The organism is Pseudomonas purpurea (genome assembly GCF_039908635.1).
In the GTDB taxonomy this organism is placed as follows: Bacteria; Pseudomonadota; Gammaproteobacteria; order Pseudomonadales; family Pseudomonadaceae; genus Aquipseudomonas; species Aquipseudomonas purpurea.
This window is the reverse complement of the sequence record NZ_CP150918.1, coordinates 5,833,566-5,857,440: the sequence shown is the minus strand read 5'-3', so window position 1 is coordinate 5,857,440 and position 23,875 is coordinate 5,833,566. Positions and strand designations below refer to the sequence as shown.

22 protein-coding genes and 2 pseudogenes are annotated in these 23,875 nt (G+C 60.1%); 11 read left to right on the top strand and 13 right to left on the bottom strand.

What is annotated here, in order from left to right:
* The first annotated feature begins 65 nt into the window (after positions 1–65).
* Positions 66–587: a DUF3617 domain-containing protein gene (locus tag AABM54_RS26540; RefSeq protein WP_347902830.1), complete on the top strand. Its 522-nt coding sequence runs from the start codon at positions 66–68 to the stop codon at positions 585–587.
* Positions 588–627: 40 nt separating this feature from the next.
* Here AABM54_RS26540 and AABM54_RS26535 read toward each other — a convergent pair whose 3' ends face one another.
* Genes AABM54_RS26535 through folE2 form a run of 4 tightly spaced genes read right to left on the bottom strand, consistent with a single transcriptional unit; the run spans position 628 to position 4,461 of the window.
* Positions 628–1,602 carry a His/Gly/Thr/Pro-type tRNA ligase C-terminal domain-containing protein gene (locus AABM54_RS26535; protein ID WP_347902828.1) on the bottom strand — a complete coding sequence of 325 codons (975 nt, stop codon included), beginning with the start codon at positions 1,600–1,602 and terminating at the stop codon, positions 628–630.
* Positions 1,603–1,638: 36 nt separating this feature from the next.
* Entirely contained in the window at positions 1,639–2,976 is a 1,338-nt protein-coding gene (locus AABM54_RS26530) for a dihydroorotase (RefSeq protein ID WP_347902827.1), read from the bottom strand.
* A 2-nt stretch (positions 2,977–2,978) separates the two neighbouring features.
* Entirely contained in the window at positions 2,979–3,539 is a 561-nt protein-coding gene (locus AABM54_RS26525) for a DapH/DapD/GlmU-related protein (protein ID WP_347902826.1), read from the bottom strand.
* A 25-nt stretch (positions 3,540–3,564) separates the two neighbouring features.
* Positions 3,565–4,461 (bottom strand): GTP cyclohydrolase FolE2, encoded by an 897-nt coding sequence (folE2, locus tag AABM54_RS26520; protein WP_347902825.1) that lies wholly within the window; start codon positions 4,459–4,461, stop codon positions 3,565–3,567.
* Between the two features lie 86 nt (positions 4,462–4,547).
* Between folE2 and AABM54_RS26515 the strand changes: the two genes are divergently transcribed.
* Complete coding sequence (locus AABM54_RS26515) at positions 4,548–5,759, top strand: N-acetylmuramoyl-L-alanine amidase (protein WP_347902824.1); 1,212 nt, start codon at positions 4,548–4,550, stop codon at positions 5,757–5,759.
* On the opposite strand, the gene AABM54_RS26510 is transcribed toward AABM54_RS26515, so the two are convergent.
* Positions 5,756–6,133: a glutamine synthetase gene (locus AABM54_RS26510; RefSeq protein ID WP_347902823.1), complete on the bottom strand. Its 378-nt coding sequence runs from the start codon at positions 6,131–6,133 to the stop codon at positions 5,756–5,758. The genes AABM54_RS26515 and AABM54_RS26510 overlap by 4 nt on opposite strands.
* A 121-nt stretch (positions 6,134–6,254) precedes the next feature.
* On the opposite strand from AABM54_RS26510, the gene dksA reads away from it, so the two are divergent.
* The 3 genes from dksA to AABM54_RS26495 are packed head-to-tail and all read left to right on the top strand — an operon-like array spanning position 6,255 to position 8,524.
* The gene (dksA, locus tag AABM54_RS26505) at positions 6,255–6,659 is read left to right on the top strand and encodes an RNA polymerase-binding protein DksA (protein WP_347902822.1); all 405 of its coding nucleotides are present in this window, start codon (positions 6,255–6,257) and stop codon (positions 6,657–6,659) included.
* A 27-nt stretch (positions 6,660–6,686) separates the two neighbouring features.
* Positions 6,687–7,895, top strand: a complete 1,209-nt coding sequence (gene zigA / locus AABM54_RS26500) for a zinc metallochaperone GTPase ZigA (RefSeq protein WP_347902821.1) — start codon at positions 6,687–6,689, stop codon at positions 7,893–7,895.
* A gap of 2 nt (positions 7,896–7,897) precedes the next feature.
* Positions 7,898–8,524 carry a DUF1826 domain-containing protein gene (locus AABM54_RS26495; protein WP_347906305.1) on the top strand — a complete coding sequence of 209 codons (627 nt, stop codon included), beginning with the start codon at positions 7,898–7,900 and terminating at the stop codon, positions 8,522–8,524.
* A gap of 1 nt (position 8,525) precedes the next feature.
* Here the strand turns inward: AABM54_RS26495 and AABM54_RS26490 are convergent, their stop codons facing one another.
* On the bottom strand, positions 8,526–8,882 hold the full coding sequence (locus tag AABM54_RS26490) for an NADH:ubiquinone oxidoreductase (RefSeq protein ID WP_347902820.1): 357 nt from the start codon (positions 8,880–8,882) through the stop codon (positions 8,526–8,528).
* Between the two features lie 27 nt (positions 8,883–8,909).
* Here AABM54_RS26490 and AABM54_RS26485 point away from each other — a divergent pair, with 27 nt between their 5' ends.
* Positions 8,910–9,881, top strand: a complete 972-nt coding sequence (locus AABM54_RS26485) for a CobW-like GTP-binding protein (protein WP_347902819.1) — start codon at positions 8,910–8,912, stop codon at positions 9,879–9,881.
* A gap of 6 nt (positions 9,882–9,887) precedes the next feature.
* Here the strand turns inward: AABM54_RS26485 and AABM54_RS26480 are convergent, their stop codons facing one another.
* The gene (locus tag AABM54_RS26480) at positions 9,888–10,286 is read right to left on the bottom strand and encodes a DUF3301 domain-containing protein (protein ID WP_347902818.1); all 399 of its coding nucleotides are present in this window, start codon (positions 10,284–10,286) and stop codon (positions 9,888–9,890) included.
* 117 nt (positions 10,287–10,403) lie between these two features.
* Between AABM54_RS26480 and pdxY the strand changes: the two are divergent.
* A pseudogene (gene pdxY, locus AABM54_RS26475) lies at positions 10,404–11,277 on the top strand (pyridoxal kinase PdxY).
* Positions 11,278–11,344: 67 nt separating this feature from the next.
* On the opposite strand, the gene AABM54_RS26470 reads toward pdxY, so the two are convergent.
* Positions 11,345–11,827, bottom strand: a complete 483-nt coding sequence (locus tag AABM54_RS26470) for an acyl-CoA thioesterase (protein WP_347902817.1) — start codon at positions 11,825–11,827, stop codon at positions 11,345–11,347.
* A 252-nt stretch (positions 11,828–12,079) separates the two neighbouring features.
* Between AABM54_RS26470 and AABM54_RS26465 the strand changes: the two genes are divergently transcribed.
* Complete coding sequence (locus AABM54_RS26465; RefSeq protein WP_347902816.1) at positions 12,080–13,843, top strand: cation:proton antiporter; 1,764 nt, start codon at positions 12,080–12,082, stop codon at positions 13,841–13,843.
* A 21-nt stretch (positions 13,844–13,864) separates the two neighbouring features.
* On the opposite strand, the gene AABM54_RS26460 is transcribed toward AABM54_RS26465, so the two are convergent.
* The 4 genes and pseudogenes from AABM54_RS26460 to uvrD form a co-directional block, all read right to left on the bottom strand.
* On the bottom strand, positions 13,865–14,272 hold the full coding sequence (locus AABM54_RS26460; protein WP_217973077.1) for an SMI1/KNR4 family protein: 408 nt from the start codon (positions 14,270–14,272) through the stop codon (positions 13,865–13,867).
* 171 nt (positions 14,273–14,443) lie between these two features.
* Positions 14,444–15,320 (bottom strand): annotated as a pseudogene (locus AABM54_RS26455) (Tim44 domain-containing protein).
* Positions 15,321–15,498: 178 nt separating this feature from the next.
* Positions 15,499–15,939 (bottom strand): EamA family transporter, encoded by a 441-nt coding sequence (locus AABM54_RS26450; protein ID WP_347902815.1) that lies wholly within the window; start codon positions 15,937–15,939, stop codon positions 15,499–15,501.
* A 155-nt stretch (positions 15,940–16,094) separates the two neighbouring features.
* Complete coding sequence (gene uvrD, locus AABM54_RS26445) at positions 16,095–18,278, bottom strand: DNA helicase II (RefSeq protein ID WP_347902814.1); 2,184 nt, start codon at positions 18,276–18,278, stop codon at positions 16,095–16,097.
* Between the two features lie 262 nt (positions 18,279–18,540).
* On the opposite strand from uvrD, the gene AABM54_RS26440 reads away from it, so the two are divergent.
* From AABM54_RS26440 to AABM54_RS26430, 3 genes are all read left to right on the top strand, one after another.
* Positions 18,541–21,411 (top strand): EAL domain-containing protein, encoded by a 2,871-nt coding sequence (locus tag AABM54_RS26440; protein ID WP_347902813.1) that lies wholly within the window; start codon positions 18,541–18,543, stop codon positions 21,409–21,411.
* Between the two features lie 208 nt (positions 21,412–21,619).
* Complete coding sequence (gene hexR / locus AABM54_RS26435; RefSeq protein ID WP_007896526.1) at positions 21,620–22,486, top strand: transcriptional regulator HexR; 867 nt, start codon at positions 21,620–21,622, stop codon at positions 22,484–22,486.
* A gap of 207 nt (positions 22,487–22,693) precedes the next feature.
* Positions 22,694–22,906 carry a PA3496 family putative envelope integrity protein gene (locus AABM54_RS26430; protein ID WP_347902812.1) on the top strand — a complete coding sequence of 71 codons (213 nt, stop codon included), beginning with the start codon at positions 22,694–22,696 and terminating at the stop codon, positions 22,904–22,906.
* Here the strand turns inward: AABM54_RS26430 and AABM54_RS26425 are convergent.
* Positions 22,848–23,810, bottom strand: coding sequence for a LysR family transcriptional regulator (locus AABM54_RS26425; RefSeq protein WP_347902811.1), 963 nt, complete (start codon positions 23,808–23,810; stop codon positions 22,848–22,850). The genes AABM54_RS26430 and AABM54_RS26425 overlap by 59 nt on opposite strands.
* Positions 23,811–23,875: the final 65 nt, after the last annotated feature.

Here is a 23,875-nt window from a genome sequence, read left to right as displayed (position 1 = left end):
AATTCGCCATGCAACCGAAGTAGATTGGCGACGTCTAACGGCCACTATCGATCCGGAGTTACTTCATGAATATTCGTCTGCTGGGCCTGGCCATGGCTGTTGGCTTGTCGTTTCCTTTGGCCGCTCAGGCTCAGATGTTGCAACCGGGTTTGTGGGAATTGACCTCGAGCAATATGAAAGTCGATGACCAGAACCTGCCGGACCTGCAATTGATTCTGAACCAACTGGGCAGCCAGATGACCCCGGCACAAAAGGCCGCACTGGAGAAACAGGGCATTACCATGGGCGGCAAGGGGATTCGGGTCTGCCTGACCCAGGCCCAGGTTCAAACCGACACCATTCCGCTGCAAGATCCGCAGTCCGGCTGCAAACAGCAGATCACTGACCGCACCGGCAACCAGTGGAAGTTCCGCTTCAGTTGCCCTAAAGCCCAGGGCGCGGGCGTCGCCACATTCCTCAGTGACCGGGAGTTCAACACCACGGTCAATGGCACGTTCAACGCCACGGGCATCCAGCAGAAGGGCAGCATGGACACCCGTGCCGTGTGGCTGGGTCAGGAATGCGGGACGGTCAAACCCCGGGCCTGATGCAGGGAGGTCACGCTTTGCCGGGGGCAAGGCGTGTGCCTTAAGCGTTGAGGTGAACCTGAGCGTTCAGCCACTCGGCGATTTGTCCGACTTTCATTTCCCCCAGATCCTCACCCGTGCACGTCCGTGCACTGACAAACCCGCCCGACATTTCCTTATCGCCGATCACCAGTAGACACGGCACGCCGTGCTCGCGGTGGTGGCGAATCTTGTGGCTGATTTTTTCTTTGCGCAGGTCGCCATTGACGCGCACTCCGGCGCGGCGCAGTTCGTCGACCACCGACTGTGCATAGTCCGCCTGACGCTCATCAAGGTTGACGACAACGGCCTGTTGCGGCGCGAGCCAGGCGTCGAGTTCCTGTTGGCTTTCCCAGCACCCGCCGTAGATCCGTTGCAGCGGTGCGCCATTACGGGTGATGTGGGCCAGTCGGAACGCTTGCAGGATGGCCGTCGAGGGAATGTGCGGGCCGTGACACAAGTCTTCGAAGTTTCCCAGCGAGTACAACCACAGACAGTCGTCTTCCGGCAGGGCGCGAATCAGTTCTGCCTTGTAGTGCTCGCCCAGTGCGATGAAGAACGCCAGGACCTTTTTCCACGGCAGTTCGCGACGGCGGATCGTGTGATTGGTCGCCGCGAGCTGATGCATGCGCGCTTCGATCAGCAAAAGGTCGGTGGCAGTGAAGGCGCGGTCATAGGCGAATTCATAGAAAAAACCATCGCCAAGGGCCGAGCCGGCCAGCAGCTGCGCACGCGGATACACCTGCTTGACCGCCATGGCCAGCAGCAGTGCGCAGGACCTGCGCACGATCTCCAGACCTTCAGGCTCACGCGGGGTGATGATGCTGACACGTGCGTCCTGTTCCAGCATGAAATCACAGTCCACCTGCACGCCGTTCACCCGCCCCGCGACGGCTGCCCTGGCCAGGCCGGGGCTGATACTGGCGGCCATTTCGTGGATGGACAGTGGCTGGTCGTACTCGCGCAGCGAGCCGTCGGGGAGGGTGATGTGAATCATGGTGAGCGTTCCTGGCTACGACAAAAAAAGACTGATTTAACGCATGAACCGCAAAGGCAAACCCTGACAGTCGTCATATAGACGTTCGGCGTGCCAGGCAATTTGCCCCGATACCAGCGTGGTGCTCACGCTGTGGCGAAAACGCCGTCCGGCAAAGGGGGTCCAGCCACACCGGGCAAGAATCGGTTGTTGTGAAACCGGTTGGCCATCGGGTTCGGGTTTGATCAGCACCAGGTCGGCCCAATAGCCTTCACGCAAGTATCCGCGATCAGGAATGGCAAACAGATCGGCCACTCGGTGGCTGGTTTTCGCCACCAGGGTTGTGAGTGGCAGGAGGTTGTCGGCCACCAGTTCGAAAAGTGCAGGAAGCGCGTGTTGTACCAACGGTAAACCAGATGGCGCGTGTTGGTAAGGCCGTTGTTTTTCAGCCCAGGTGTGAGGGGCGTGATCACTGCCGATCACGTCGATCCGATGGCCTGACAGCGCTTGGCGCAAAGCATCGCGGTCGGCCTGGGTCTTGATCGCCGGGTTGCATTTGATCAGATTGCCCAAGTGTGGGTAGTCGCGATCATCGAATAGCAGATGATGCAGGCAGACCTCGGCAGTAATGGATTTGTGGGCCAATGGTTTGTCTTCGAACAGTGCCAGTTCCCGGGCGCTGGTCAGGTGTAAAACGTGCAGGCGCGTACCGAAGCGTTTGGCCAGGCCCACGGCCATCGACGATGACGCGAAGCACGCCTCGGCATTGCGAATGAGCGGATGGGCGGCGGCGGGGATGTCTTCGCCGAACCGTTCGGCAAACTGTCGTTCATTGGCCAGGATGCTGGGCGTGTGTTCGCAATGCGCCAACAGAATGGTAGGTACGTGGGCGAACAGTTTTTCAAGCACGCGTGGATCGTCCACCAGCATGTTGCCGGTGGAGGCGCCCATGAACACTTTGACCCCGGCCACCTCGCACGGATTGAGCGCGGCAATGGTGTCGAGGTTGTCGTGACTGACGCCAAAGTGAAAACCGTAATTGGCCACCGAGTGGAGGGCCGCCCGACGTTTCTTATCGGCCAGTGCGGCGAGGGTTAACGTCGCCGGACGGGTGTTGGGCATGTCCATGAAACTGGTGATGCCGCCCGCCACGGCAGCGCGGGACTCGGTGTAGAAACTGCCTTTGTCCGGCGCGCCGGGATCGCGAAAATGCACCTGGTCATCAATCATGCCCGGCAGCAGCCATTGGCCTTGGGCATCGATTTCCATCTGGGCGTTTTCGTCCTGAATGCTGCTGGCGATTTTCACGATGCGGCCGTGGTCCACCAGCAGATCACCGTCGAACTCACGACTTTCGTTCACCAACCTGGCGTTGCGGATCAGTACGCTGCCCATGCTCAAAACTCGTTCTGCAGGGCTTTGTAACCGCGCACCAGGTCGACATTGGTGCGGGCCACGTCTTCGGAAAATTCCGAGGCGCTGATGCTCACGGGCGGGAACTGCGACAGGTCGGTTGCCGGTCCGATGCGGGTGGTGGAGGGCACGTAGAAGTCGTTCGGCAAATCCCGGCCATCGACCACCGAGTTGTGCCGCACCACGCAACCGTCGCCGACCGCGCAGTTGAACAGCACGCTGTTGAACCCGATGAACACCCGGTTCCCGACGGTGCACGGGCCATGGACGATCGAGCGGTGGGCGATGGACGTGAATTCGCCGATGGTCACCGCCGCACCGGATTTGGAGTGGATGACCACGCCGTCCTGGATGTTCGAATTGGCACCAATGGTGATTGCCTCCATGGCACCTGAATCATCCACTTCGTCGGCGCGAATCACCGCGTAGGGACCGACGAAAACGTTTTCGCCGATCACCACCTTGCCGCAGATGATCGCGGTTTTGTCGACGTAGGCGGACTCGGCAATCACCGGCAAATCACCGGAAGGGTTCTTACGGATCATGGTGTGCTCAGGTCTAGGCAATGGCTCATCGGATCACACCGTTCCAGCGACTTTCAGCCACTGCGTCATGGGCGTGCAGGCTTTCGGCGTGAACCACGCGCAGGTGAAATGCGCGGATGCCGGGGGAGCGTTTCAGGGCCAGGTTCAAGCGGCGTGCGGCGTCTTCGCAGAACATCAGGTTCTGGCCGTTGGCCAAGGCGAATGCTTGTTCATCGGCGCGCTTTACGGCGGTCTGGACGGCGGTGCCAAGCGCAGCTTCAGCGTCATTGATCACGGCAATCAATGGCAACTCGTCCAGGAAATCGTCCAAGTGCAGCTGCAAGTGCGCGGTGCTGCGTTGGCTGTGAGGTGTCGCGATGATGCCTTTTGACGAGCCGAGCCAAGCCAGAACATCGGCGTGTTGCAGTGGATGGTTAGCAAAGTCGTCAATGAACTGCTGCTGAATCAGCTGCCTTGAGAGTGCAGCAGAACAGGGGCACGTGGACGAGTAAGGCACCTCGATTTTGAGTTCCACGTGGAACACCGTGTTTTCGAGGCGCGCTTCAATGCTGATCGGATAGGTTTTCCAGCCGGCCAATGGGCTGACCAAAGCGGGTCGGTTTAACAGCAAGTCGGCATGAATGCGCAGGTACGCAGCGTTGGATAAACCGTCATGGCTGTCGAGAAAACGCTGCAGAACGTTGCGTAAAAGAGCGGGGCTGAGGCTTTCGTGCTCCAACGTTTCCAGCGCCAGGTACAACCGCGACATGTGAATGCCACGCGCTTCACCGTTATCGAGACTGACACCCGCATCGGCCTTTGCGCTCAAACGCTGGCCTTCGAATACAACAGGAAGAGCAATCCCGCACATGCCCACCCACTCCAGTGGCAGGGCTTGGCGTGAGGCCTGCGCGGCGATGTCCGGCAGAGTCAACGCATTCATGAGGAGGTCCATCGTTGGAGTTGATTTTGAATGTTATAGTATAACAACTAAATCGACGATGCATTTTTCGTGAACGGGTCTTCATCATGCACAGACGTCAATTGCTGAATCTGATTTTGGCCAGCGCAACGCTGGCGCTGCCGTTTACGGTGTCGGCCACGAAAATCCGCAATGCCCGGCTCTGGCGATCAAATGAAACGTTACGTCTGGTGTTCGCTCTCAGTGGTCCGGTGCAGTACAAAACGTTCTCGCTGACTGCTCCCGAGCGGTTGATTGTCGATGTAAACGGCGCCCAATTGAGCGGCGACTTCAGCCATTTGGTACTCGCCGACACCGTGATTCGTTCGATTCGTTTCGGGCATTTCGGTCAGGGCGATACCCGCATCGTCCTTGATCTCGGTGTCCCGGTGCGGACCAACAGCTTCCTTTTGCCTGCGCAGGACGGACAGGGCGATCGCCTGGTGCTCGACCTCATCAGCGCTGCGCCCCAATTCTCTGTCGCGCCGGATACAAAGGTTCCACGTGAAACACCGGCCGATACCAAGCATCTCAAGCGCGACATCATTGTGGTGGTCGACCCCGGTCACGGTGGCAAAGACCCTGGCGCGGTGGGCGCGAAAGGTGAGCGTGAGAAGGATGTGGTGCTGTCCATCGCGCAGTTGCTGGCCAAGCGGTTGAAGCGTGAAAAGGGCTTCGACGTGAAGTTGGTACGCAACGACGACTTCTTTGTGCCCTTGCGTAAGCGCGTTGAAATTGCCCGCATGCACAAGGCTGACATGTTCATTTCGGTGCATGCGGATGCGGCGCCACGGCTGACCGCTTCAGGTGCTTCGGTGTACGCCTTGTCGGAGGGCGGCGCGACGTCGGCCACGGCGCGTTTCATGGCGCAGCGCGAGAATGGCGCCGATCTGCTGGGCGCGACCAGCCTGCTCAATCTAAAAGATAAGGACCCGATGCTCGCCGGGGTGATTCTCGACATGTCGATGAACGCGACCATCGCCGCCAGTTTGCAGCTCGGTAACACGGTGCTGGGTTGCCTGGAAGGGATTACCACGCTGCATCAGAAGCGTGTGGAGCAGGCTGGGTTTGCGGTACTTAAATCACCGGACGTACCGTCGATCCTGGTGGAAACCGGCTTCATGTCCAATGCCCGCGACCGTCAACGGCTGGTCACTGCGCGCCATCAGCAGGCTGTGGCAGATGGTTTGTTCGAAGGGTTGCAGCGCTATTTCCAGAAAAATCCGCCGATGAACAGCTACATGGCGTGGCAACAGGCGCAGCAAAAAGTGCAGGTTTAGCAGCCTGTGATTCGGCTGCACGTGAACTTGCCACTGGCGCCGCCCGAGCTGGAAAACCGGTTGAGCGTGGTCCATCCCACGCGGCGGCTGTAGCCCACCCATGCTTCGCCGTCAGACGCCAAGCCAGTGAAGAACGTCAGTTGGCCATAGCGGCTGTTGGTCTGCGCCCAAAAACGGTTGCCAATCACTTCAAACCCCCGCAGATACGTCGTGCTGCCCGCCGTGGCGACGCTGTAGGCGTTGCCGTTTGCGTCGACGCAGGCCAGCAGATTGGCGCTGCGCGTACATGTCGCCAGGTTTGGAGCCTGCGCGTAAATGTTGGTGGCAGTGAGCAGCAGAACGCTCAGCAGCGTGCATTTCAGGGCGTTGTGCATGGCGATTCTCAGCGGACGAGCCGGTTCAGGATCCTGCGCTTTCACACGGCGTGCAACAGGGGATTGGCTTCTTTGTGTTGTTATACTATAACATAAAAGAACAACCCGCCGCGTGACTCCCATGACTGAACAAGAACTCCTCGCCCAACCTTCGGCCCATTACATGGATGACGCTCAGCAGGGTTTCTTCCGCGAATTGCTGCTCGCCCAACGCAGCGAACTGCAAATACGCATCGCCCATGAGTTCGACGTGCTGCGCGAACAAGAACCCAACAGCGATCCCGCGGATGTCGGTAGCGCTGAAGAGCAACGCCAGTGGCAGCTGCGCCTGCTGGAGCGGGAAAAGAAGCTCCTGGACAAGATCGACGAGACCCTCGAACGCCTCGCGCGCGGCGAGTACGGCTGGTGCCGCGAAACCGGTGAGCCGATTGGCCTCAAACGCCTGCTGCTGCGGCCCACCGCCACCCTGTGTATCGAAGCCAAAGAACGTGAAGAGCTGCGCGAACGCCATCAACGGGCGATTTGACCGGCCACTCCTGATGAGGAATACCTGATGCCCAATCGTCTCCCCGTTACCGTGCTGTCCGGCTTTCTCGGCGCTGGCAAGAGCACGCTGCTCAACTACGTTTTGCGCAACCGCGAGAACCTCAAGGTTGCGGTGATCGTGAACGATATGAGCGAAATCAACATCGATGGCAGCGAAGTCCAGCGAGATGTCAGCCTGAACCGCGCTGAAGAAAAACTCGTTGAGATGAGCAACGGCTGCATCTGTTGCACCTTGCGCGAAGACTTGCTCGAAGAGGTCGGCAAACTGGCCAAGGACGGTCGTTTCGATTACTTGCTGATCGAGTCCACCGGCATTTCAGAGCCCTTGCCAGTGGCTGAAACCTTCACCTTCCGTGACGAGGAAGGCCAAAGCCTGGCCGACATTGCACGGCTCGACACCATGGTCACCGTGGTCGATGGCATGAACTTTCTGCCCGATTACCAGGCTGCGGAAAGCCTGGCATCACGCGGCGAAACCCTTGGTGAGGAGGACGAGCGCTCGATCACGGACCTATTGATCGAGCAGATCGAATTCGCGGACGTGATCCTCATCAGCAAGATTGATTTGATCAGCAGTGTTGAGCGCCAGGAGTTGATCGCGATCCTGGAGCGACTCAATGCAACGGCGCGCATTATCCCGATGGTCATGGGTGAAGTGCCGTTGAAAGAGATCCTCAACACCGGCCGTTTCGACTTTGAAAAAGCCGCCCAGGCGCCCGGCTGGCTGCAAGAGTTGCGCGGCGCGCATGTGCCGGAAACCACGGAATACGGCATCGCCTCAATGGCTTATCGGGCGCGTCGGCCGTTCCACCCGCAACGCTTTTTCAGCTTTATCAACCGGCCTTGGGTGAACGGCAAACTGCTGCGCTCCAAAGGGTTTTTCTGGTTGGCCAGCAAGCATCAGGACGCGGGCAGTTGGTCTCAGGCCGGTGGGCTGATGCGCCATGGATTTGCCGGACGCTGGTGGCGTTTTGTGCCGAAGCAGCAGTGGCCCCAAGACCCGGAAAGCATCACCGCGATCATGGAAAACTGGACGCCCGCCAGCGGTGATTGCCGCCAGGAACTGGTGTTCATCGGTCAGAACATCGATTTCGCCCAACTCACCGCACGCCTCGACACGTGCCTGCTCAGCGATGATGAAATGGCCCTCGGCGTCGAAGGCTGGCGTCTGATGGCCGATCCTTTCGGGTCGTGGCACGAAGAGGCGGCTGCGTGAAGTTGGCGCTGCGTTCAGACCCGCTTCAGGTGCAGGGCCAAACCCCTGAAGTCTTCACTCAAATCCTTGCAGACGAGGTAAATCTGGCCCTCTGGCAGCGTCAGTTACCGGCTCACATCGCCGATTTCGGTGCAGTGCTGTTATCGCTGAATGAGCCGCTGGCAGAGTCTTTGTCATTGGCCATGCCGACCGATGATGCAGAGCCGGATCTGCGCGGCCTGGCCGCAGGTTTCAGCGATCTGGTGGGCTATGAAGGCTTCATGGCCGACGTGTCGTGGCTGGTCAGCGCCTTCGCGTGCCTGCTTGGCGCCAAGCGCATTGGTCTGCGGTTGCGGGTGCTGGACAAGGCGATGTGCCCGCGTTTTCACGTTGATCATGTGTCGGTGCGGCTGATCACGACCTACGCGGGCATCGGCAGCCAATGGCTCAGGGAAGGCGCCCTGGACCGTAGGGCACTGAGTACAGAGGCTGCCGAGCCGCAGGACATTCAGCAGATGCTTGCTGGTGAAGTGGCGTTACTCAAGGGCGAAAAATGGCACGGCAACGAAGGGTTTGGCTTGATCCATCGTTCGCCGCAACCGGCGTCCGGTGAGCGGCGGTTGATCCTCACGCTGGACTGGCTCGACTGATTCAGGGTTTGAGCCATGAGCCCTGGCTCTGGGTTTCGCAAAACGGCTTGAGGTATGCCGCGTCGGTGGCCACGCCGTAATAGTGAAAATCCTGCCGGTAAGGCATATTGGCCACATGCGCGTTGCTGCACACGCCAAAGGCACCGCTTGGGCATTGGTCGACGAATTGTACGTCGACTTTTTGCCCGGCGAGGCTTGGCTGGCAGAAGCCGTCGCGGAAGAGTTTGTCCGGAATACTGCGGTTTTGCTGACAGACTTTGACGTCAACCCGTTCGGATTGGCTATGGACCACGCAGGCCTCGGCCAGCGCTTCGCCACTGCCGAGTACTGCCAGCAAGGGCAGCCAGATCAAACGCATCCTTTATCTCCTTAGAAACCGCTGAACATGTTGCAGAACATACCCACACACGTCATTGCCGGGCCGTTGGGCGCCGGCAAGACCAGCCTCATCAAGCACCTGCTGGCGCAACGGCCTGAGGGTGAGCGCTGGGCGGTGTTGATCAACGAGTTTGGCCAGATCGGGCTCGACGCCGCGCTGCTGACCACGGACGCCGATGGTATCGCACTGGGTGAAGTGGCCGGCGGCTGTTTGTGTTGCGTCAATGGTGCGCCGTTTCAGGTCGGCCTCGGGCGATTGTTGCGCAAGTCACGGCCGGATCGTTTGTTCATCGAACCTTCCGGGCTTGGTCATCCCGCGCAGTTGCTCAGGCAATTGAGCGAAGCGCCGTGGCAAGGTGTGCTGGCGCTGCAGCCGTGCGTCCTGGTGCTTGATGCCCAGGCACTGGCCGCCGGAAAACCGCTGCCGGCGTCACAGCGGGACGCACTGCCAAGTGCGGGTTTACTGGTGCTGAACAAGGCTGAGCAACTGAGTGACGCGGATCGCCAGCGCATCACCGCACAATTACCGGACCGCCCGTTGTACTGGACACAACAGGCGGTTTTAGCGCTTTCAGAGTTACCGGGGAGCGAGGTGCTGGCCGTTGCGGGTGTGGATAACTTCGTCGTGCCCAAAGGCCTGGCACAGATCCCGGCGATTTGGCCTGATCCGGAGGTGCCGATGTGCCTCAGTCAACAACAGGAGGGCGGCTGGAGCATTGGCTGGCGCTTTCATCCGGGCTGTTCGTTCGACGCCTCGCGGGTTCAGGCGTGGCTCCAGGGCCTTGATTGGTGCCGGGCCAAGCTGGTTATCCACAGTGCGGATGGTTGGGTGTCGGCCAACGCGCTGGGCAATGCAGATTTGGAGTGGCTAGCGAGTGAATGGCGTCAGGACTCACGCATCGAGCTGATTTTCGACGCGCCGCAAGCCCCCGAGACGCTGCAAAAGAACCTGATGAGTTGTCGCCTGAACCCTGCCTGACGCGGATCAGTGGCGCGACTTGTTGTGATCCTGACGCCACTGGCTCAACTCGATCACTTCAGCGCTGGGTACCACTGGTTTTTCCGCGAACGGAAACGGGTAGGGCGCCAGTTCGATCTGCGCACTGTGGGCACCGAATTGGGTGATGGTGCCCGCGTGGCGGGTTTCGCCGGTCACGGTAAACTCGAAGTTGTATACACGGGCCAGGCGTTGCCGCCCGCTGGCATCCCTCACAAAGCCGATTTTCTTCAAGGCCACATTACCGTCGAGCAACTCGATATCGAGTTTGGCGCAATGCTGCTTGACCCTTTCCAGTGCCCGCTCGCGCAAGCCATGGTTGTGCCAAAGCCACGCAGCACCGGTCGCCAGCAGCATCAGCACGAAGATATTTCCAAGGGTCAGCATGAACAGTGCTCCAACAAGTTAGCGTCAGCTTAACTGTGTCTCCGGTCTGTCGTACAGGCTGCGTTTAGTCGCATACTGCGCCGCTCGAATTTCAATCGGTTTACGGAAAAATCCCGCATGAAACGTACGCCTCACCTGCTCGCCATCCAGTCCCATGTGGTGTTCGGCCACGCCGGTAACAGTGCTTCGGTTTTCCCGATGCAGCGGGTCGGGGTGAACGTCTGGCCGCTCAACACAGTGCAGTTTTCCAACCATACCCAATATGGCCAGTGGGCGGGTGAGGTGTTGTCGCCTCATCAGATCCCCGAACTGGTGGAAGGGATCGCCGCAATCGGCGAGTTGGGCAACTGCGACGCCGTGTTGTCCGGCTATCTGGGCAGTGCGGCCCAGGGGCGTGCCATTCTGGGCGGCGTTGCGCGGATCAAGGCGATCAATCCCAAGGCGCTGTACCTGTGCGACCCGGTGATGGGGCACGCGGAAAAAGGCTGCATCGTGCCAGCCGAGGTCAGTGAGTTCCTGCTGGAAGAAGCGGCGGCGGTCGCGGACTTCATGTGCCCCAATCAGCTGGAGCTCGACAGTTTTTCCGGGCGCAAGCCGCAATCGTTGTTCGACTGCCTGGCCATGGCGCGGGCACTGTTGGCGCGCGGGCCGAAAGCCGTGCTGGTCAAGCACCTGGACTATCCAGGCAAGTTGCCGGAGGGTTTTGAAATGTTGCTGGTGACGGCAGAAGGCAGTTGGCACCTGCGTCGCCCGTTGCTGGCGTTTCCCCGGCAGCCGGTGGGCGTGGGCGACCTGACGTCAGGGTTGTTCCTGGCTCGTGTGCTGTTGGGCGACAGCCTGGTCGAGGCCTTCGAGTTTGCAGCGGCTGCGGTGCATGAAGTGCTGCTGGAAACCCAGGGCCTGCGCCAGCTATGAGCTGGAACTGGTGAGGGCCCAGGACCGCATCGCTCATCCGCGGGTGCGGTTCGAAGCAACGCCGATCAGCCTTTAAAAGCTTCGCGGGCCAGTCGGTGTGGCGATCCGACTGGCCCGCGAAAGCGATCTAAAGGTTCAACGCCTCAGGCATCAGCCTTGATCTCCTGATAACGCTTTTCCAGCTCCTGACGGATCTGCCGGCGCTGTTTACCCTGGATGAAGCGGCGCTGGTCCTCGCTGTTTTGCGGTTGCAGTTGCGGCACCACGGCGGGTTTGCGCTGGTCATCGACCGCCACCATGGTGAAGAAGCAGCTGTTGGTGTGGCGCACGGAGCGTTCGCGGATGTTCTCGGTCACCACTTTGATGCCGACCTCCATCGAGGTGTTGCCGGTGTAGTTCACCGACGCCAGAAAAGTCACCAGCTCGCCGACATGAATCGGCTCGCGGAAAATCACCTGGTCCACCGACAACGTCACCACATAGCGTCCGGCATAACGGCTGGCGCAGGCGTAGGCGACTTCATCGAGGTACTTGAGCAGGGTGCCGCCGTGGACATTGCCTGAGAAGTTGGCCATGTCGGGGGTCATCAATACCGTCATCGACAGCTGGGCGTTTCCGGGTTCCATAGCACACTCACGGTTCAAGGCTGGTTGCGGGGGCACCTCTGTGGGTGCCTGGTTGGCTTTTCAAAACCACCGTTAACGGGACGCCGCGCCAGGGGCGACCGTCACGCACGGAACGATCTGTTTCCATATATTGCACCGCCTTTCTGTCGGAAGTCGCGGTGTTACCCTTCAAAAAGCCCATCCCAAGGGCCTTTTCCTCTATCTGGTGACCCGCAACGACGTCTATTCAGCCCTTCGAAGGAGTCTCGCGCCATGCATGCCATCAGCTTTATTCAGGACCTGGCAGTGATCATGCTGGTCGCGGGTGTGGTGACCATCCTCTTTCATCGGCTCAAGCAACCGGTGGTCCTAGGCTACATTGTGGCCGGTTTCATCATCGGCCCGCACACACCGCCATTCGGGTTGATCCACGACGAGCAAACCATCAAGACCCTGGCCGAACTCGGGGTGATTTTCCTGATGTTCTGCCTGGGGCTGGAGTTCAGCCTGCGCAAGCTGTTCAAGGTCGGCGCCACGGCGTTTATCGCAGCCTTCCTGGAAATCGTGCTGATGATCTGGATCGGCTACGAAATCGGCCGCTGGTTCGACTGGAGCACCATGGACTCGCTGTTCCTCGGCGCGATCCTGGCGATTTCCTCGACCACCATCATCGTCAAGGCCCTCAATGACCTGAAGATGAAGAACCAGCGCTTTGCGCAGTTGATCTTCGGCGTACTGATCGTCGAAGACATCCTGGGCATCGGCATCATCGCCTTGCTGTCGAGCATCGCCGTCAGCGGAAGCGTGAGTTCCGGCGAGGTGTTTTCCACGGTCGGCAAGCTCTCGTTGTTCATGATCGTCGCACTGGTGGTCGGCATCCTGCTGGTCCCGCGTTTACTGGCATATGTGGCGAAATTCGAGAGCAACGAAATGCTGCTCATCACGGTCTTGGGCCTGTGTTTCGGTTTTTGCCTGCTGGTGGTCAAGCTTGAATACAGCATGGTGCTCGGTGCGTTCCTGATCGGCGCAATCATGGCTGAATCGCGGCAACTGGTGAAAATTGAGCGGTTGATCGAACCGGTTCGCGACATGTTCAGCGCCATTTTCTTTGTGGCCATCGGGCTGATGATCGATCCGCTAATCCTGCTGCAATACGCGTGGCCGATTGCGGTCATCACCGTGGCTGTGGTGCTTGGCAAGATGTTGTCCTGCGGCCTCGGTGCCTTTATCGCCGGCAACGACGGACGAACCTCGCTGCGGGTCGGGATGGGGCTGTCACAGATTGGCGAATTCTCTTTCATCATCGCCGCGCTGGGCATGACCTTGCAGGTCACCAGCGATTTTCTCTATCCCGTGGCGGTGGCCGTTTCGGCGATGACTACCTTGCTCACGCCTTACCTGATCCGCTCGGCGGACCCGTTGTCGATGAAACTGGCGGCGGTGATGCCCCAGCGTCTGGGCCGGGTGCTGGGGATGTACGGCGAGTGGCTGCGCAGCATTCAGCCGCAGGGCGAGGGCGCGCTGCTGGCGTCGATGATTCGGCGGATTCTGTTGCAGGTCGGGGTCAACCTGGCGCTGGTGGTGGCAATCTTCTTCTCGGGCGGGTTCTTCGCCGAGCGAATGTCCGCGTACTTGCAAGGCTGGATCAGTGATCCGAGCTGGCAGAAGGCGCTGATCTGGGGCGGGGCATTGCTGTTGTCACTGCCATTTTTGATTGCCGCTTACCGCAAGCTCAAGGCGCTCTCGATGTTGTTGGCGGAGATGGGGGTGAAGCCGGAGATGGCGGGGCGTCACACACAGCGAGTGCGTCGGGTGATCGCCGAAGTGATCCCGATTCTCTCGCTGCTGGTGATTTTCCTGCTGCTGGCAGCCTTGTCGGCCAGTATCTTGCCGACCAACAAGTTGCTGGTGCTGATCGCCGTGGTCGCCGCTGCGGTTGCAGCACTGCTCTGGCGCTGGTTCATCCGCATCCACACGCGGATGCAGGTCGCCCTGCTGGAAACCCTGGACAACCACAAGGATTCGTCCGGACATTGATCGAGCGGGGCGTCAGGCAGATCAGCTTTCCAGCCAGACGTCCCGCGCCCAGTGCCATACCGATTCCCAGGTTTCTTCGGTCACCAGCTCTTCTTCGGCGGACCACAGCACCACGGTGCCGTCTTCTTCGACGCAGTAGTAGTCGTCGCCGTCCTGGCAGATCGGGATCATGCTGCGATCAACACCGGCATCCCAGGCGTTGGCGGCAACGTCTGGCAGGTAGGTGTGCGATTGCGGGTCGGTCACGGTGACCGGCTCCAGGCTGCCGTAAACAACGTCGCTGACGGTCAGCAGGAATTCTCTGAAAACGAACGGGATATCGATGAACAGTTGTTCTTCGATTTCCACCAGCAGGTCTTCGTCAGGCAGCTCCAGCGGAACCGGCACCGGTTCGTTGGCTTCACGCAGTTGTTCGATGATTTCTTCCACGTCCGGGATCCTCTTGCTCAATGGCGCGGTTTGGTTGGGGCGGTTTATACAGTAGCTCGCTATAGATGCAACCGCGAAATAGAAAACCCCGGACAAGTCCGGGGTTTTCATTACAGCATGCTAGGTTCTGTCTGGAACGCGCAGGCACCTTCCAGGCAGAGCCGGGAAGTATCAGCCGTTCTGGCGGATACCGGCCACCAGCCAAGGCTGGTTCTCGCCTTGGGCACGTTCCATGTTCCAGCTTTCGCTGAACACTTCGCCCTGGTCGAAACGCGAGTTCTTCGACACGCCGCTGAAGGTCAGGGTGGCGATGGTCTTGTCAGCGCGATCATCCACGCCGTCCAGTTGCACATTGAGGTTATCAATGAACGTCGACTGGAAGCCATCGCCCAACTCGGCGCGTTCGCGCTTGAGGAACTCCAGCAGTTGCGGGGTTACGAACTCGGCAATCTTGTCCATTTCGTTGGCGTCCCAGTGCTGTTGCAGGGACTGGAAGTGGTTGCGTGCCGCTTCAACGAAACGCTCTTCGTTGAACCAGGGCCGGTGCGTTGATCACCGGGCGAGCGGGTGCAGGTGCTGTCGAACCGCCAAAGATCGAGCCCATGGACGGCTTTTGCTCGAACGCGTCACGGTGCATCGGCGCATGACCGGCAGGGGCCATGTCTTGTTGTTGCTTGCGGCGACGAGCGGCGATGAATCGGAAGATCACAAAGGCGATGAGCGCCATGATCAGGATGTCGAAGATCTGCATGCCCTGGAAGCCGTCGCCCATGAGCATGGAGGCGAGCAGGCCACCGGCCGCGATGCCGGCCAACGGGCCGAGCCAGCGCGAAGCGCCACCGGCCTTGGCCGCAGCGCCAGCGGCGCCGGCAGCACCCGCGGTCGCAGCTGCGCCGCCCATGCCTGGAGAAGAAGGGGCCATTTGGCTTGTCTGGTGGGTCGGCGCGGCGCCAGCGCTTTTACCGCCGCCGAAGCGTTTGGCGTTGGCGTCGAGGCTCATCGTCAGGCCGATGCACAATGCCATGGCGATGCTAAGAAAACGTTTCATAAAGGGAATTCCCATTGGTAGATGGCACGCGCGCCATGTTGCACAGGTGAACTATTACTGGCTAGCGGCAGAGTGTTTCGGGCTTTTGCCTGACAGCTTGGGTTCAGCTTCGTCGGCGCAATAGGGCCTTTGAGCGTTTGTCTGTCAGACGAATGGGTATGTTCAGTAGGAAAGTTGTTTAGCGGCGAAGGGCCAGCATCACCACGCCAGCGGTGATCAAACCGATGCCGCCCCATTGGCGCAGGTCGAGCTTTTCACCCAGCAGAATCACGCCGAGTACCGCCACCAGCACCACACTGAGTTTGTCCACCGGGGCGACCAGCGAGGCTGGTCCGAGTTTCAGCGCGCGGAAGTAGCAAATCCACGAAGCCCCTGTCGCCAGGCCCGACAGCAGCAGGAACAGATAGCTTTTGCCGGTAATCGATCCCAGCGACTGGTATTGGCCCGTGGCGTACAGGATCAGCGCCAGGCTGACCAGCACCACGACGGTGCGCAGCAGCGTGGCGAAGTCGGAATTGACGTTTTCGATGCCGACCTTGGCAAAGATCGCAGTAAGGGCCGCGAACACGGCCGACAGCAGGGCCCAGAATGTCCAGGAAGAAAAGAAACCTGAGCCCATGTTTTGCGCCTTTTCAGATCAACCTGCTGAGGTGGATTCAACACAACCCCTGTGGGAGCGGGCTTGCTCGCGAAGACCGCACTGCGGTTTATCAGGAACGCCGCGTTATCGTTCTTGCGAGCAAGCCCGCTCCCACATAAGGCCTCTGATGAGCTTTAAATCGCTTCCAGCTTGGCGTAACCCAGCATCAGCCACTTGCTGCCTTCGCTGAAGTTCACCTGCACCCGAGCCTGGGCACCCGCGCCTTCGAAGTTGAGGATCACCCCTTCGCCGAAGACCGCATGTTGCACCTGCTGACCGAGACTGAACGCGGTTTCGGGGATTTCCGTGCCGGCGAACAGGCTGCTCGAATTCTGCTTCTGGCCGCCGCCGAACGGACGGCTGACGCTGTTGGACAGTCGCACTTCCTGAATCAGGCCTTTCGGCACTTCGCGTACGAAGCGTGAAACCTTGTTGTAGGTCTCGCTGCCGTACAGGCGTCGGGTTTCAGCATAGGTCATCACCAGGTTTTGCATGGCCCGGGTGATGCCGACATAGGCCAGACGGCGCTCTTCTTCGAGACGACCGGGCTCTTCCAGGCTCATCTTGTGCGGGAACAGGCCTTCTTCCATGCCCACCAGGAACACGTAAGGGAATTCCAGGCCTTTGGCGCTGTGCAGAGTCATCAGCTGAATGCTGTCTTCGTGCTCGTCAGCCTGGGTGTCGCCGGATTCCAGCGACGCATGGCCCAGGAATGCGGCCAGCGGTGTCAGGTCTTCGTCTTCTTCGGCATTTTCGAAGTTACGCGCCGCGCTGACCAGTTCCTCAAGGTTTTCTACCCGTGCCTGGCCTTTCTCGCCTTTTTCCGCTTCGTGATAGGCAATCAGGCCCGACTGCTCGATGACCGTTTGCGTCATCAGGTGCAGGGGCATCTCGGCGGTTTTGGCCGCGAGGTTTTCGATCAGCTCGACGAACGCACCCAAAGCACCGGCCGCGCGGCCGGTCAGGCCTTTATTGGCCACCAGTTGACGCATGGCTTCCCACATCGACACATCGCTGTGGCGGGCATGGTCGCGGATCGCTTCGACGGTTTTCTCGCCGATGCCACGGGCCGGCACGTTGATCACCCGCTCCAGTGCCGCATCGTTGCCGCGACCTTCGAGCAGCCGCAGGTAGGCCATGGCGTTCTTGATTTCGGCCCGTTCGAAGAAGCGCTGGCCGCCATAGATACGGTACGGAATGCGTTCGCGCAGCAAGGCTTCTTCCAAAACCCGCGATTGGGCGTTGGAGCGGTACAAAATCGCGATATCGCTGCGAGCCAAGCCGGTTTTCAGCGCGCTTTCGATGGTTTCCACCACGTAGCGTGCTTCGTCATGTTCATTGAACGCGGCGTAGAGGTTGATGGCTTCGCCTTCGCCGCCGTCGGTCCACAGCTCTTTGCCCATGCGCCCGGTGTTGTTGGCGATCAGGGCGTTGGCGGCCTTGAGGATGCCGGCGGTGGAGCGGTAGTTCTGCTCCAGGCGAATGGTTTCAGCATCCGGGAAGTCGTCGGAGTACTGATAGATGTTCTCGATTTTCGCGCCGCGCCAGCCATAGATCGACTGGTCGTCGTCGCCGACCACCATCAGGCTGTCGCCGCCCTTGGCCAGCAACCGCAACCAGGCGTACTGCACGGCGTTGGTGTCCTGGAACTCGTCCACCAGAATGTGCCGGAAGCGCTTTTGATAGTGTGCCAGCAAGCCCGGATGGTCGCGCCACAGGTCGAGGGCGCGCAGCAGCAGTTCAGAGAAGTCGATGACGCCCGCACGCAGGCACGCGGCCTCATAGGCCTCATAAATGCTGCGCATGGTGGCCAGGAACAGGTCGCCGCTGGCTTGAATGTGTTGCGGACGCAGACCTTCGTCTTTCTGCCCGTTGATGAACCACTGCGCCTGACGCGCCGGCCAGCGTTGTTCGTCCAGGCCCAGTTCGCGGATCACTCGCTTGACCAAGCGTTGCTGGTCATCGCTGTCGAGGATCTGGAAGGTCTGGCTCAGGCCGGCTTCCTGCCAGTGTGCCCGCAGCAGGCGGTGCGCCAGGCCGTGGAAGGTGCCGACCCACATGCCGGCCGGGTTGATACCCATCAGTTGCTCGATGCGGTGACGCATCTCGGCAGCAGCCTTGTTGGTGAAAGTCACCGACAGGATCGAGTGGGGCGAGGCGTTTTCGACCTGGATCAACCAGGCGATACGGTGCACCAGCACTCGGGTTTTACCGGAACCAGCACCGGCCAGGACCAACTGACGACCCACGGAGGCAGCTACGGCCTGGCGTTGGGCATCGTTGAGAGAGTTCAGCAGAAGGGAGAGATCATCGCGCATCGGGGCATTCTAGGGGGCTGCGCCATACCGGGCAAACCCGGCGTTGCATTAGCCGATGAAAGAAACACCGGGGACGACCGGCCGGTCATGCTCTGCAGGCGTGGGTGGGCCTTGCTTGAGGGGTTTCACGGGGTTCGGGTCGTGGATTTGTTTTGTCGTTTTTGTGATCTGGGGCAGTTTGGTCCGGGCGTTCGCTTGTGTATGCTCGCTGCACGTTCGGGCTCAACCATCGCCCGCCATTATAAGAACAAGAACACCGCCTATGACCTTCAGCCCCGGCCTGTCGGGCCCCTCTGTGGAACCGCGGGTTATCCGTAAACAGTACGCCATGGAGATGGCGGTCGAGCGCACGCGCCTGCTGTATCAGGGTTCGCTGCTGCCGACGCTGTTCATGTTGATCAATGGCCTGGTCTGCGCCGGGTTGCTCTGGAGTCCGCAGCGCTATTTCGTGGTCAGCATCTGGCTGATCTGGTTGCTCGTGCTGGTGGCGTTGCGGGTCATTCAGGTCGCGGCGTTCGATGCGGCGATGCCCAGTCGGCAGGCGCAGCCGATCTGGCGGCTCATGTTTCTGTTCGGTTCGGGCCTGACCGGCCTGACCCTCGCCGGTGCCGGCATCGCCCTGGTGCCGGCCGACAACTTCCTGCAACAAGCCTGGGTGTTCGGCCTGATTGGCGCTGCGGTGCTGTCGGCCAGCGTCGCTTATGCGGTCAGCTTGCCGGCGTTCCTGTCGTTTACCTTGCCGTGCCTGTTGCCTGCAATCGGCTACCTGTTCTGGGGCGGCGATGAACAGCAGCAGCGCTGGGGCTGGCTCGGGTTGATTGTGCTGGGCTCGTTGAGTGTGGTCGCCTGGCAAGTCAACCGGCTGATCCAGCGCGAGCTGCTGCGGCGCTTTCAGAATCAGGCGTTGATCGAACATTTGCAGCTGGCCCGGATGCGCAGCGACCAGCTCAATCAGGAGCTGGGCCGTGAAGTTGAGCAGCGGCGCCGTGCCGAAGAAGAGTTGCGCCAGGCTCAGGTCGGACTGGAAGGTCGCGTGGCCCAGCGCAGTCTGGAGCTGGACGCCGCCAACCAGGCGTTGAGCAAGAGTGAGGCGCGGCTGGGGCTGGCGTTGAAGGCCAGTGAGCTGGGCCTTTGGGACTGGAACCTGCAAACCGACGAGGTGCATCACACCCAGCTCAAGGAACTGTTCGGCCTCGCGCCGGAGTATGTCACCGCGATGTTGCGTGACCTCAAGCCGCGGCTGCACCCGCAAGACCTGATGCCGCTCAAGCGAGCGCTGGTCGAGCATTTGAAGGGGCGCAGCGAGGATTACCAGATCGAGTACCGCGTGCGCCACGGCGATGGTCATTGGGTCTGGATCGAGGACCGTGGGCGCGCGGTGGAACGTGGTGCCGATGGGCGGGTGATCCGCATGGTCGGCACCCGGCGTGACATTTCTGCCAGCAAAGAGCTGGAAGAACAGCTACAACTGGCGGCCACGGTATTCGAAGCCGCCAGCGAAGGCATCGTGATTTTCGACCCCCATTACGCGCTGATCGCAGTCAATCAGGCCTTCAGCCGCGTCACCGGATACGGGATGGAAGACCTGCTGGGGCGCAATGTCGTGGAGTTGCCGTGTAGTCGTGATGCGCGGCGGCACTACTCGGTGATCCATCAGGCGCTGGAGCAACACGGCAGCTGGCAGGGCGAACTGGTGGAGGCCCGCAAGAACGGCGAACTCTACCCGCAATGGCTACAGCTCAGTGTGGTGCGTGATGTTCGGGGAAATGTCAGTCATATCGTTGGCTTCTTCGCAGATCTGTCGGCTCGGCGCGAATCCGAAGAGCGCATGCGCTACCTGACTCACTACGACGAACTCACCGGGCTGGCCAACCGTTCACTGTTTCACGAGCGCTTGCGTGAAGCTCACCTCAGGGTGCGGCAGGGTGGACGCAGCCTGGCGCTGCTGCACATCAATCTGGACCGTTTCAAGCTGCTCAACGACAGTCTCGGGCATGAAGTGGCCGATCAGCTGTTGCAGAAAATGGCCCGGCGCTTGGTCAACGCGTTGCCGGAAGCCGACACCATTGCGCGCTTGTCGGGCGATGAGTTTGCGGTGCTGTTCGACGCTTACGGCAACCTGTCGAGCCTGGCGCGGGTCGCCACCCGGTTGTCGGCCAAGCTGCGTTTGCCGCTCACGATCGAAGGCCATGAATTGGTGGTCAGCGCGTCGATGGGCATCAGCATGTTGCCGGACAACGCCCGGGAAATTTCCGCGTTGGTCAGCCAGTCGAACATGGCCATGCAGCACGCCAAGCACCTGGGCGGGAACAACTTCCAGTTCTACACCGACAGCCTGCAAGCCAGCACCCTGGAACGTTTGCAACTGGAGAATCAACTGCGCAAGGCCATCGAAGAGAAGCAGTTGAAGGTGTTTTACCAACCCAAGCTCTGCCTCGCGACGGGTCGGTTGAATGCCGCCGAAGCGCTGGTGCGCTGGGACCATCCGATAATGGGCCGGGTGCCGCCAGGCGACTTTATTGGCCTGGCCGAAGAAACCGGGTTGATCGGGCCGATTGGCGAGTTCGTGCTGCGCCAGGCGTGCTGGCAGGCCTGCGAGTGGCAGCGCCAGGGTTTGGCGCCGATTCGGGTCTCGGTCAATCTGTCGGTGCATCAGTTGCGTCAGGGAAAACTGGTCAGTCTGGTGCGCCAGGTACTTGAGGAAACCGGCCTGGCGCCGCACTACCTGGAGCTGGAGCTGACTGAAAGCCAATTGCTGGACAGCGTCGAACACATCATCGCGACGTTCCAGCAACTGCGCGATCTGGGGGTGAAACTGGCAATCGACGACTTTGGCACCGGTTATTCGTCGCTGAGCTATCTCAAGCGCATCCCCGTGGACTACGTGAAGATCGATCAGGCGTTTATACGTGGGCTGGGGGAGGGCGGCGAGGACGCGGCGATCACCCGGGCGATCATTGCCATGGCGCATGGTCTGTCGCTCAAAGTGGTGGCTGAAGGCGTGGAGAGGCCAGAGCAACTGGAGTTCCTCAAGGATGAATTGTGCGATGAGGTGCAGGGATACTTGATCAGTCGACCGGTCGAGGCTGACGGTCTGGCCGAGTTACTGCGCAGGGACGCGGGCTCTGTGTAGGGGCTGGCGACGGAGGGGGTTCTTACCGGTCGGCACTCAGACGCAGCTTTGTCGGTGGTGACAAGGGCTACGGGTGCTACATGGAGTGCGCGAGGCGTGGAATGGGGGCATTGAGTTACGCATTGGGCAGGCAAAAAGCCGATTCTTGTAGTATAACTACAAGCTCGCTACATCCCCGGCGTCTGCCAATAACAATGAGTCCTGCCCTTTGAACCTGTTGCAACATATCGCCCAGTCTCGCCACCTGTTACGCAAATCGGAGCTCAAGGTTGCCGATCACGTGCTGCTTGACCCTGCGGCGGTGATGCACAGTTCCATGGCCGATCTTGCCCACAGCGTAGGCATCAGCGAACCGACCATCGTGCGCTTCTGCCGCGCCATCGGTTGTTCGGGGTTCCAGGACTTGAAGCTGAAGCTGGCACAAAGCCTGGCGGCAGGCGCGAGCTTCGGACAGTTCGCGATTCATGAAGATGATTCGGTCGCCGACTACAGCCTGAAAATTTTCGACACCACCCTGCACACCCTCATGGAGGTTCGCGAGAAGCTCGATCCGGTGGAGTTGCAGCGGGCGGTGTCGCTCATGTCTCAGGCCCAGCGCGTAGAGTTCTATGGCTTTGGCGCGTCGGGTGCGGTGGCGGCGGATGCGCAGCACAAGTTTTTCCGGTTGCTGCTGACCGCGGCGGCCTATTCCGATCCGCACATGCAGGCGATGTCGGCGGTTACGCTCAAACCCTCGGACGTGGCCATCTGCATTTCCCAGTCCGGCCGTTCCAAGGACCTGTTGATCACTGCCAACCTGGTGCGTGAAAGCGGTGCCTCGCTGATTACCTTGTGCCCGAGCCAGACGCCGTTGGCCGAGTTGTCGACCGTCAACCTGGCTATCGATGTGCACGAAGACACCGAAATCTATACGCCGCTGACCTCGCGCATCGCCCACCTGGTGGTGATCGACGTGTTGGCCATGGGCGTGGCCATGGCGCGCGGTCCGAGCCTGGTCAACCACCTCAAGAGCGTCAAGCGCAGCCTTCGCAGCCTGCGGCTGTCGCCCAAGTCGGTCAAAGCCCTCGACGATTGACCCGGCGATCGTGTGGCGAGGGAGCTTGCTCCCGCTCGACTGCGCAGCAGTCGCAAAAGAGTTGGGGCCGCTTCGCGACCCAGCGGGAGCAAGCTCCCTCGCCACAGAAGCAGAACAAATTTTCATTTTTCTGTCATCGACTCGCCGCCAAACCGTCATCCCCCGCGCCTATCTTGAAACTCCCGTACTCGCCTTGGGAGACTCGAAATGGCTCAGCCCTACGAAGAACGCAACAGCGCCGTCAAAACCCGTCGTCAGCAAGAAGACCAGCGCCGCATGGAATTTCGCCGCGCGATTGAAGATCGTTGCGAGCAGCGTCAACTGCTGGCAGAGATTGGCGATTTTCCCGGCGCAGCGGAGCTCAATTACTGGCAGGCAGCACCGACAGCTTCCCGTCGAAGCGCTCAACCAGCGCGCTGATCTGCACCCGTTCACTGCGGATAAATCCCAGGAACGCGTGTGCAACCGGTGACAGGCGTTTGGCCTTGGCCTGCACCAGGCACCAGCTGCGATACAGCGGCAGCTCTTCGACCGGCAGCTCTTTGAGCCCGCCGGTCGCCAACTCCAGGTTCAGGGCGTGGCGCGTCAACAGTGCCACGCCCAGACCCGCCACCACACATTCACGCTGGGCTTCTGCCGATGAAACCTCCTGGGTCTGGTTGAAGTGCACGCGCTTCTCTTTGAAATATTCCTCGCAGGCCTGCCGGGTTCCCGAGCCTTGTTCGCGTACCAGCAGCGTGTAGGGCTCCAGATCCTGCAAGCGCAGCGGGCCCATGTGGCTCAGCGGATGATCGGGTGGCGCCACGGCGACAATCGGGTTGTTGAGGAACGGCAGGAATTCCAGCCCCATGTCCTGCGGCACCATGGACATGATCACCAGGTCGTCGCGGTTGTCCGACAGGCGTCGAATGACTTGCCCGCGATTGACCACGGTCAAATGCAGGTTCACTTCCGGGTGCTGCCGCTTGAAGGCAGCAAACAGATGCGGTACGAAGTACTTGGCGCTGGATTCCACAGCCAGTTTCAACTGGCCCTGCAACGAGCCTTGCATGTCCGAGAGCTGCATATCGAGGTTTTCCAGGCGCCCGAAAATGTCTCGGCTGGCGCGCTGTAACGCTTCAGCGGCTTCGGTCATGTAGAGTTTTTTGCCGACATAATCGAACAAAGGCTGACCAATCAGCTCTTCCAGCTGACGAATCTGTAGGCTTACGGCTGGTTGTGTGAGCGACATTTCCTCGGCTGCACGGCTGTAGGAACGTAAATCACAGACTTCATTGAAGACCTGAAGTTGACGTAATGTCATACGCATCAAGGACTTACGCATTTTTTATAGGCTCTGGCCGCAGGCTGGTCGTTCAACTATAAGTCTTTGCTTATGCCTGACCCAAT

Bases quoted from the DNA above. Each gene is read 5' to 3' on its own strand.
- AABM54_RS26540 (WP_347902830.1), top strand. From the start codon at position 66: ATGAATATTCGTCTGCTGGGCCTGGCCATGGCTGTTGGCTTGTCGTTT.
- AABM54_RS26535 (WP_347902828.1), bottom strand. From the start codon at position 1,602: ATGATTCACATCACCCTCCCCGACGGCTCGCTGCGCGAGTACGACCAG.
- AABM54_RS26530 (WP_347902827.1), bottom strand. From the start codon at position 2,976: ATGGGCAGCGTACTGATCCGCAACGCCAGGTTGGTGAACGAAAGTCGT.
- AABM54_RS26525 (WP_347902826.1), bottom strand. From the start codon at position 3,539: ATGATCCGTAAGAACCCTTCCGGTGATTTGCCGGTGATTGCCGAGTCC.
- folE2 (WP_347902825.1), bottom strand. From the start codon at position 4,461: ATGAATGCGTTGACTCTGCCGGACATCGCCGCGCAGGCCTCACGCCAA.
- AABM54_RS26515 (WP_347902824.1), top strand. From the start codon at position 4,548: ATGCACAGACGTCAATTGCTGAATCTGATTTTGGCCAGCGCAACGCTG.
- AABM54_RS26510 (WP_347902823.1), bottom strand. From the start codon at position 6,133: ATGCACAACGCCCTGAAATGCACGCTGCTGAGCGTTCTGCTGCTCACT.
- dksA (WP_347902822.1), top strand. From the start codon at position 6,255: ATGACTGAACAAGAACTCCTCGCCCAACCTTCGGCCCATTACATGGAT.
- zigA (WP_347902821.1), top strand. From the start codon at position 6,687: ATGCCCAATCGTCTCCCCGTTACCGTGCTGTCCGGCTTTCTCGGCGCT.
- AABM54_RS26490 (WP_347902820.1), bottom strand. From the start codon at position 8,882: ATGCGTTTGATCTGGCTGCCCTTGCTGGCAGTACTCGGCAGTGGCGAA.
- AABM54_RS26485 (WP_347902819.1), top strand. From the start codon at position 8,910: ATGTTGCAGAACATACCCACACACGTCATTGCCGGGCCGTTGGGCGCC.
- AABM54_RS26480 (WP_347902818.1), bottom strand. From the start codon at position 10,286: ATGCTGACCCTTGGAAATATCTTCGTGCTGATGCTGCTGGCGACCGGT.
- AABM54_RS26470 (WP_347902817.1), bottom strand. From the start codon at position 11,827: ATGGAACCCGGAAACGCCCAGCTGTCGATGACGGTATTGATGACCCCC.
- AABM54_RS26465 (WP_347902816.1), top strand. From the start codon at position 12,080: ATGCATGCCATCAGCTTTATTCAGGACCTGGCAGTGATCATGCTGGTC.
- AABM54_RS26450 (WP_347902815.1), bottom strand. From the start codon at position 15,939: ATGGGCTCAGGTTTCTTTTCTTCCTGGACATTCTGGGCCCTGCTGTCG.
- uvrD (WP_347902814.1), bottom strand. From the start codon at position 18,278: ATGCGCGATGATCTCTCCCTTCTGCTGAACTCTCTCAACGATGCCCAA.
- AABM54_RS26440 (WP_347902813.1), top strand. From the start codon at position 18,541: ATGACCTTCAGCCCCGGCCTGTCGGGCCCCTCTGTGGAACCGCGGGTT.
- AABM54_RS26430 (WP_347902812.1), top strand. From the start codon at position 22,694: ATGGCTCAGCCCTACGAAGAACGCAACAGCGCCGTCAAAACCCGTCGT.
- AABM54_RS26425 (WP_347902811.1), bottom strand. From the start codon at position 23,810: ATGCGTAAGTCCTTGATGCGTATGACATTACGTCAACTTCAGGTCTTC.